The organism is Microcystis sp. LE19-41.2A (assembly GCF_027530405.1).
In the GTDB taxonomy this organism is placed as follows: domain Bacteria; phylum Cyanobacteriota; class Cyanobacteriia; order Cyanobacteriales; family Microcystaceae; genus Microcystis; species Microcystis aeruginosa.
Genome location: NZ_JAPZQJ010000324.1, coordinates 1 through 8,004, shown reverse-complemented (window position 1 = coordinate 8,004; position 8,004 = coordinate 1). Strand labels below are relative to the sequence as shown.

8 protein-coding genes and 1 pseudogene are annotated in these 8,004 nt (G+C 45.2%); 5 read left to right on the top strand and 4 right to left on the bottom strand.

Going from position 1 to position 8,004, the window contains the following annotated elements; all coding sequences use genetic code 11:
- Positions 1–267: 267 nt before the first annotated feature.
- Genes O9290_RS13580 through O9290_RS13570 form a run of 3 tightly spaced genes read right to left on the bottom strand, consistent with a single transcriptional unit; the run spans position 268 to position 2,749 of the window.
- Positions 268–1,446 carry an LL-diaminopimelate aminotransferase gene (locus O9290_RS13580; protein WP_288025978.1) on the bottom strand — a complete coding sequence of 393 codons (1,179 nt, stop codon included), beginning with the start codon at positions 1,444–1,446 and terminating at the stop codon, positions 268–270.
- A 16-nt stretch (positions 1,447–1,462) separates the two neighbouring features.
- On the bottom strand, positions 1,463–1,825 hold the full coding sequence (locus tag O9290_RS13575) for a thioredoxin family protein (RefSeq protein ID WP_002796395.1): 363 nt from the start codon (positions 1,823–1,825) through the stop codon (positions 1,463–1,465).
- A 45-nt stretch (positions 1,826–1,870) separates the two neighbouring features.
- On the bottom strand, positions 1,871–2,749 hold the full coding sequence (locus tag O9290_RS13570; RefSeq protein WP_288055847.1) for an ABC transporter permease: 879 nt from the start codon (positions 2,747–2,749) through the stop codon (positions 1,871–1,873).
- A gap of 17 nt (positions 2,750–2,766) precedes the next feature.
- Here O9290_RS13570 and cobT point away from each other — a divergent pair, with 17 nt between their 5' ends.
- Entirely contained in the window at positions 2,767–3,846 is a 1,080-nt protein-coding gene (gene cobT, locus O9290_RS13565; RefSeq protein WP_288025980.1) for a nicotinate mononucleotide-dependent phosphoribosyltransferase CobT, read from the top strand.
- A 203-nt stretch (positions 3,847–4,049) separates the two neighbouring features.
- On the opposite strand, the gene O9290_RS13560 is transcribed toward cobT, so the two are convergent.
- On the bottom strand, positions 4,050–4,727 hold the full coding sequence (locus O9290_RS13560; RefSeq protein ID WP_002760984.1) for a hypothetical protein: 678 nt from the start codon (positions 4,725–4,727) through the stop codon (positions 4,050–4,052).
- Between the two features lie 299 nt (positions 4,728–5,026).
- Between O9290_RS13560 and O9290_RS13555 the strand changes: the two genes are divergently transcribed.
- From O9290_RS13555 to O9290_RS13540, 4 genes and pseudogenes are all read left to right on the top strand, one after another.
- The gene (locus tag O9290_RS13555; protein ID WP_002760983.1) at positions 5,027–5,239 is read left to right on the top strand and encodes a hypothetical protein; all 213 of its coding nucleotides are present in this window, start codon (positions 5,027–5,029) and stop codon (positions 5,237–5,239) included.
- A 139-nt stretch (positions 5,240–5,378) separates the two neighbouring features.
- Positions 5,379–6,269, top strand: a complete 891-nt coding sequence (gene trpC, locus O9290_RS13550; protein ID WP_288026446.1) for an indole-3-glycerol phosphate synthase TrpC — start codon at positions 5,379–5,381, stop codon at positions 6,267–6,269.
- A gap of 235 nt (positions 6,270–6,504) precedes the next feature.
- Positions 6,505–7,659 (top strand): pyridoxal-phosphate-dependent aminotransferase family protein, encoded by a 1,155-nt coding sequence (locus tag O9290_RS13545; protein WP_002760980.1) that lies wholly within the window; start codon positions 6,505–6,507, stop codon positions 7,657–7,659.
- 182 nt (positions 7,660–7,841) lie between these two features.
- Positions 7,842–8,004: pseudogene (locus O9290_RS13540) on the top strand (ISL3 family transposase); the annotation flags it as partial.

Sequence of the window (8,004 nt, the reverse complement as noted above, 5' to 3'; positions counted from 1 at the left end):
GTGGTCAATTACCTAATTTTCAGGGAAAAAATCCCTAAATTTTCCCCCCAATCACTCCAATGGTAGGCACTTTTTCAGGGAAAAAAAGTCTAAAAGCCTTATCCAACAAGGTTTTTAGATTTATTCAGCAAACCCTAATTACGCTTCTTTACGCCCTAAAGCTACTTTTAATTGTCAGTTTTGACCGTTGAAAGATAGTATTAAAGCCAGAAACCCAGGGTAAAATCAGGGTTTCACTTTAGGCCAAACTCAGGTTAAACATCGGTTTTATCCCAAAAAAGCCCCAATTTTCTCCACGGCAGCCTCTAGAATATCGGGATCGTGAACTAAGGCAAAACGCACATAACCCTCACCACCCTTACCAAAACCGGAACCGGGGGAAACAGCGACACCAGTTTGGGCCACCAATTGCCGACAAAAATCGACGGAATTACCCGGCCAACTGGGGGGAATTTTCGCCCAAACGTACATAGTGGCGGCCGGAGTGGCAACTGGCCAACCGATGCGATTTAGGGCATTAATAAACACATCCCGGCGTTTTTGGAAGATAGCGACGGTTTCCTTGACTGAATCTTGATTACCGGTTAAAGCAGCGATCGCACCCTTGAGAATGCCCAAATACTGATTAAAATCAACCATGGCTTTAATCTGTCGCAAAGCCATAATTAACTGCGGGTTGCCAATGGCGAAACCGATGCGAAAACCGCCCATATTATAGGACTTGGAAAAGGTAAAAAACTCGATCGAATTAGTTTTAGCTCGATCGGCCTGTAAAATTGACGGGGGGGGCGATGTTCCCGCAAAAAAGATGTCTAGATAGGGAAAATCGTGGATTAAAACTAAATTATGCTGACGGCAAAAATCGACCGCTTTTTGGAAAAATGCCAAAGGTGCGATCGCTGTGGTGGGATTATGGGGATAACTCAAGACCATCAGCTTCGATTGTGCCAGCACTAGGTCAGGAATGTCCTCTAAAACCGGCAGAAAGTCATTTTTTGCCAAAATTGGCATTCCGTAGATTTGACCGCCGGCAAGGGCAACACCGCCCAAATGGGAGGGATAACCCGGATCGAGCAGCAGGGCAAAATCCCCGGGGTTGAGAAGGGCCAAAGGTAGATGGGCCGTGCCTTCCTGAGAACCAATTAGGGGTAAAACCTCCGTTTCCGGATCGACGGGGACACCAAAGCGATCGCTATACCAGTTAGCGGCAGTTATTCGGAAGTCTCGCGTACCATTATGGAGTAAATAGCCGTGGGTGTGAGGATCGTGGAGAGATCGCTCTATAGCATCGATAACATGGGGAGCAGCACCAAGATCGGAGGAACCGAGCGAAAGATCGATAATGGTATTACCCGCTTCTCTACTGGCAGCCTTTGCCCGATCCATATCGGCAAAAACGTTGGATTGTAGTGCCTGTAAGCGGCGTGCTAGGGTTAAGTTATTCATAACCATGGATACCTAATTAGCTGACATAGGTATCGATAAAAGATTGTAATTGTTGTTTGCCGATCGCCCCTTCATGAGTGGCAATAATTTCGTTATCTTTAAAGATGCGTAAAGCAGGAACACCTTCCACCTTACATTTAGCCACCGAGTCGGGGTTAGGGTCTATTTCTAGTTTAACTACTTTTAGCCGTTCGCCGTAGGTTTTGGCCACCCAATCGATCGAGGGGGATACCAGACGGCACGGACCGCACCAACTCGCCCAAAAATAGACTAAAACGGGTTTTTCGACCTCAAAAACCTCTTTGTCAAACTTCTGATCGCTAATGACAGTTACGCTACTCACAGTATTTATTTCCTCACCATCGCTACTGATCATCATAGGGGTTCTGGGTAATTTTCGGCAATTATCCATTTCTACGCTTCCTTAAACATTAGGATCAAAGACATCCCGTAAACCATCACCGATAAAATTAATACTTAACACCGTGATCACGATAGCTAGAGCGGGAAAAATGACCAAGTGGGGGGCAGTTGTCAAGTAATCTTTAGCTTTAAATAACATTTGTCCCCAAGTCGGCACATCGGGGGGGAAACCCAAACCCAAAAAACTCAGGGTTGACTCGGTAATAATCGCATTACCCACCGCTAAAGTAGCCGCCACGATAATCATTCCCAAAACATTAGGCAATAAATGCACCCAGATTAAACGGAAAGGAGTGGCCCCCAAAGCAATCGCAGCCGAAATAAACTCCATCTCGCGTAATTTTAAGAAATTTCCCCGCACCAATCGCGCCACCGACATCCAATTTAAACCCCCGATTACTAAAACCACGAGGATAAAAATACCCGTTTCCGGTCCGGCGATTTTTTTGATGCTATCGCGAAATAGATAGACAATCAGTAAAAGTAGGGGTAATTGGGGCAAAGATAGGAATAAATCCGTTAATCGCATCAATAAGCCATCGATCGCGCCCCCGTAAAACCCAGAAATAGCCCCGATCGCCGTTCCCAGAATAATCGCCACCATCATAGCAGCAATGCCCACCGCTAGGGAAATTCGACCCCCCACCAAAATCCTCGCCAATTGATCCTGGCCCAGATCATTAGTCCCAAAAAGATGTTTTAAACTGGGGGGAGCAGTGGTTTGACTAAAATCAATGGTATCGATGGGGATCCGATAGAAAATCGGACCGAATAGGACAGCAAGAATAATTATCATTAATGCGATCGCTCCTATTACTGCCAAGGGATCTCGGTAAAAACGTCGCCAAGTATCGATAATTGCAGAAGACAGGGGAGACATAATCAAGAAAATCACAGATGATTAAAATTTACACGGAAATCGAACGGGGGCAAAATTGGTTACAGCGCCATCAAAAATCTTCTCCGATATTTGCTCTAGTTTTGGGGTTTACCGAGACGGGATTAATCCCCGGAATCTCCACCGCCGGTGCTACCCCGGAAGATAGAAAATATACAGCGATCGCCGATGCCGAATTTATCGTTAAAGGAGTTTCACCCCATCCCCGTTATCCCTTACCCCCCCTAACGGTGGGAGCCTCCCCCGCCTATATTACCCGCGCCGTGGTGGAAAAATTAGCCATTCCCGTCCTCGTTTTTAACGCCGGTTTACCCTTGCCCCCGGCCGTCGATTATATCGAACTGGGGGGACAACCGGCCCGTTGTCTCTCCACCGGCCGCGCCCTAGACCTGACCATAGTAAAACACCTGTTCGCCCAAGGATTAACTTGGGGAGAAAAATTAGCCCGCCAGTCTAGTTATCTAATTATCGGCGAGTGCGTGGTCGGCGGCACCACCACCGCCCTCGCCATCCTCACCGGATTGGGTTATCGAGCCAAGGGCAAAGTTAACAGCAGCCATCCCCAGTGCAATCATGCTCAGAAACAGGCAATAGTTGAGCAGGGATTAGCCCTAAAAGAAATTTTTGATCCTTTTGAGGTAATCGCCGCCCTAGGCGATCCTCAGCAGATTTTCGTCGCTGGCATGGCCATCGCCGCCAGTGGGCAGGGTGGGGTACTCCTCGCCGGAGGAACCCAAATGTTAGCCGTTTCTGCCCTAATTCAAGCTCTAGTGGCTAAATATGCCTATCCAGTTAACTGGGAAAATATCATCGTCGGCACAACTCGCTGGGTAGCGGAAGATAAAACAGGGGATACGGTGGGATTAGCCCGCATGATCGGAAAATTGCCTTTATTAGCCACACAATTAGACTTTTCTGCCTCTAAATACCCGGTTTTGCAAGCTTATCAACAGGGTTTTGTCAAAGAGGGAGTGGGTGCGGGGGGATGTGCGATCGCTGCTTGTTTGTACCGGAATTGGACTAATCAAGATTTGGTCAAAGCGATCGAAAATTTAATCGGGTTTCAACTAAACTGTTGACTATCTAGGGTTTGCGGCAAAAAGTTTTTCCTGGGGGCAGGGTGTAGGGTTTTGCCGATTTTCAGGTGGTCAATTACCTAATTTTCAGGGAAAAAGTCCAGGGATTTTCCCCCTGATCACTCCCATGCCGGCCACTTTGGGATTTCAAAAAGGTCTAAAAGTCTTATCGAACAATGTTTTTAGATTTATTTAGCAAACCATAATTAATCGAACCAACCGATTTCGGAATCCGTTAACTCTGTGGGGGTAGGATTGGGGGCAATATAACGGGCTAAAGTTGCCATTTCAAAGTTATAAAGACTGGGTTTCTTCGGCGCAGGTTTGCTAATTGGTGAGGGTTCAGGGGTGGGGGGGGGACTATTTTCTAGGGTTTTAATTTGATTATATAATTTTTCAATTAACTGTTTTTTCTCGGTTAATTCCGTCTGGGATTGACTTAATTGACTCGATAATTTTTCAATTAACTGTTTTTTCTCAGTCAGTTCTGTTTCTGTCTTACTTAATTGACTCGATAGTTTTTCAATTAACTGTTTTTTCTCGGTTAATTCCGTCTGGGATTGACTTAATTGACTCGATAATTGTGCCACCAAAGTAGTTTTTTCCAAGAGGACAGATTCTAACTGCTCGGTCTGTTGTTGTAACTGCTGTAACCTGACAGAGAGTTCCAGATGTTCTTGAAGTTCTTTTTCCAGAGAAATCACCTTTTCTTGGAGAGTTTGCTGATTTTTCTCGGTTTTTTCTAACTCTGTTGTCAAGTCGTTAATTTTTGCCTGTAGGGTGGCGTTTGTTTCCTTAGAACGTTTGGGAGAAGGAGAGGTTTGGGATTCTACCTCTTTATTAGCTTCTGTACGGATGAGATCGTTTAAATTACCTTTGGTCATAAGCTCTGCAAATAGGATATTACGATAGAGTCGGATACTGTCCAGAAATCTGTTGGTTTAGGCAATCGATCATTATTCGCCCGATATACAAGCTTGATTACGCTGGGGAATTGTTCCATAGGTTTTATTGTATAGCTTGAGGTCGATCGATCCCTGTCCATTTAAGGAATGAGAAAAAATACCTAAATCTCAGTTTCGCCAGTAAGATTCTAAATTTTTCTGTAGTTAATGATACGGAATACTAAATTTGTGTCAGACTAAGGGTAGAAGTTGATCGCACCTGTGGCAAGGATAAATTTATGAATATTCAAGAAAAAGCACGTCTCAATCTAACCCAAGAACGACAAGCAGAAGGAATGCTCGAAGAAAATGTCTTAACTCGTACAGAGGAGCTTTTGGGGGAAGGAGAGGCAGAAACTGCGAAAGCGCGGGTTTTATTAACCGAAAATCGTCAAGAAGACGAAAAACTCCAAGATAAAATTTTAGAACGTTCGATCGAAGCTATGCAATAGCCTTTCGGTGAAGATTGGGAATATCCACACAAGTATAGATAAATGTCTGTAGAGACGTGGTTTTCCCCGTCTCTATTTCAATTCCCGATAACTAATCACTGTTAAACTAATCACTGTTCACACTCTGGACAGTGAAAAAATGCAGATCCGAAGAAAACACCCCAATCCTGCCGTTAAAGTTGAGAGTTTGAGTTATGTGGTGAAAGTGCCAGAGGCACAACCGCAAAATATTTTAGAAGAAATCGTTTGGCATAAGGAGATCGAAGTCGATAAATTGCGTGAAAAGTTGCCTTTATTGGAATTACGCAAAAAAATAGCTAATACTGCGCCACCTTGCGACTTTTTAGCCGCCTTAAAACAGGGTAAAACCCAACCCGCTTTGATTGCCGAAGTCAAAAAAGCTTCCCCGAGCAAGGGAGTTATCCGCGAAGATTTTGATCCTGTAGCGATTGCGCGTACCTATGAACAGGGAGGAGCCACTTGTTTATCGGTTTTAACCGATAGTAAGTTTTTTCAAGGTAGTTACGAAAATCTTAGCCTCGTCCGGCAAGCGGTATCTTTACCCCTATTATGCAAAGAATTTATCCTTTATCCCTATCAAATCTACTACGCTCGCTCTAAAGGAGCCGATGCTGTCCTTTTAATTGCCGCTATTTTAAGCGATCAAGACCTAGCATATTTTGTCAAAATTGTCAAGGGTTTAGGGATGACAGCTTTGGTAGAGGTGCATAGTCTGGCCGAATTCGATCGAGTGTTAGCCATTGAGGGAATCGAACTAATCGGCATCAATAACCGCAATTTAGAGACATTTAAAGTCGATTTAGACAATACTCGCCAATTACTAGAAGCCAGGGGCGAAAAGGTGCGAGAAAAAGGTATTCTGATCGTCAGCGAATCGGGATTACACACAGCAGCAGCTCTGGCGAAAGTGAAGCAAGCGGGAGCAAATGCGGTTCTAATTGGCGAATCTTTGGTAAAACTGCCCGATGCTGCCGTCGGTATCCAGAAACTCTTTGAAAATCGGGAATAGGAGTTAGGAAGTGGGGAAGTGGGGAAGTGGGGAAGCTGTCTCATCACCCTATCACCCCAAAACCCCATCACCCCAAAACCCTATCACCCTATCTCCTGAATACTGACTCCTGACAAGGCTATCTGCCGGGATATAATCAGAGTCTGCCGAATCTTAAATCATCCCCTCAGAATTGATGCGATCGAGATTTGGTTTTTTATCTTTTTGAATATAGCCCAACGAGAGAGGACGAACCATGGAAAATAAAAATATGTTGATGATTCCCGGCCCGACACCAGTGCCGGAAGCGGTATTATTGGCTATGGCTAAAGCACCTATAGGTCATCGGACGGGTGCTTTTAGCAAGGTAATCGCCGAATTAACCGAAAATCTCAAATGGTTGCATCAAACCAGTGGCGATGTCTTAATGCTAACTGCTTCGGGAACCGGTGCCATGGAAGCGGGAATTATTAATTTTCTTAGCCCCGGCGATCGAGTTTTGGTGGGAGATAATGGTAAATTTGGGGAACGTTGGGCGAAAGTGGCGAAAGCATACGGCTTAAATGTGGATGTCATTAAGGCAGAATGGGGTAAACCCCTAGATCCAGAGGCATTTACCGCTAAACTGACCGAAGACAAGGAAAAAGCCATCAAAGCGGTAATTATCACCCATTCGGAAACTTCCACCGGGGTTCTCAATGACTTGGAAAGCATTAACAAAGCGGTAAAAGACCACGGGGAAGCTTTAATTATCGTCGATGCTGTCACCAGTTTAGGAGCTTATCATATTCCCATCGATGAATGGGGTTTAGATGTGGTCGGTTCTGGTTCCCAGAAAGGTTATATGATTCCTCCCGGTTTAGGTTTTGTTTCCGTAAGTCAAAAAGCTTGGAAAGCCTACGAAACCGCCAAACTGCCGCGTTTTTATCTAGATTTGGGCAAATACAAAAAAGCCACCGATGAGGATAGTTCCCCCTTTACCCCTCCAGTTAACCTGATGTACGGTTTACAAGCTTCTCTGCAAATGATGAGAAGGGAGGGATTAGCGGCAATTTTCGCCCGTCACCAACGCTTAACGAAGATGACGCGGGCCGGTATGCGCGCCCTGGATTTGCCCCTCTACGCGGCGGATTCTTGGGCTTCCACGGCGATTACTGCGGTGGCCCCCACTCTGGTGGATGCGGAAAAAATTCGCTCGACTCTCAATAAAAAGTTCGACATCGCTGTGGCTGGTGGTCAGGATCACCTCAAGGGTAAAATCTTCCGTATCGGTCATTTAGGTTTTGCTAGTGAGAGGGATATCCTCACGGTTATCGCTGCCATTGAAGCGACTTTAATCGAGTTAGGTGTCGAAGGTGTCACCCCGGGCGCCGGTGTGGCTGCGGCTGCCTCGGTGATGGTGCAGGGTTAATCTTGGGTTGGCTTTTCCCCTTCTCCCCAAAGAGGGGGATTTTTGCCGGAAGATATAGTTTATTATCTAATACCCCGTGTGCAACTATATTTTTGGTCTTGATTTACAAGGCTTTCAATCCTTGGCTCTTCTAGGTTCTGTGTGAGCATGGTATAACAGTAACACAGAACAGGAGGTGGGTTATGTGGATAAATTTTGATCAACTCCTCGATTTACCAAATGTAACAGTGGTCAATTATCAAAAAATTGCTCAGACAATTTTCCTAAAGCTCGCTCTTTTAAATGAAACAATTGAATGTCCGAATTGCCATCAAACCTTGGACAGAATCAATCAGACAGAGTATA

Excerpts from the sequence above, each read along its gene's own strand:
- O9290_RS13545 (WP_002760980.1), top strand. The coding sequence starts at position 6,505 with ATGGAAAATAAAAATATGTTGATGATTCCCGGCCCGACACCAGTGCCG.
- cobT (WP_288025980.1), top strand. The coding sequence starts at position 2,767 with ATGATTAAAATTTACACGGAAATCGAACGGGGGCAAAATTGGTTACAG.
- trpC (WP_288026446.1), top strand. The coding sequence starts at position 5,379 with ATGCAGATCCGAAGAAAACACCCCAATCCTGCCGTTAAAGTTGAGAGT.
- O9290_RS13575 (WP_002796395.1), bottom strand. The coding sequence starts at position 1,825 with ATGATGATCAGTAGCGATGGTGAGGAAATAAATACTGTGAGTAGCGTA.
- O9290_RS13580 (WP_288025978.1), bottom strand. The coding sequence starts at position 1,446 with ATGAATAACTTAACCCTAGCACGCCGCTTACAGGCACTACAATCCAAC.
- O9290_RS13555 (WP_002760983.1), top strand. The coding sequence starts at position 5,027 with ATGAATATTCAAGAAAAAGCACGTCTCAATCTAACCCAAGAACGACAA.
- O9290_RS13570 (WP_288055847.1), bottom strand. The coding sequence starts at position 2,749 with ATGTCTCCCCTGTCTTCTGCAATTATCGATACTTGGCGACGTTTTTAC.
- O9290_RS13560 (WP_002760984.1), bottom strand. The coding sequence starts at position 4,727 with ATGACCAAAGGTAATTTAAACGATCTCATCCGTACAGAAGCTAATAAA.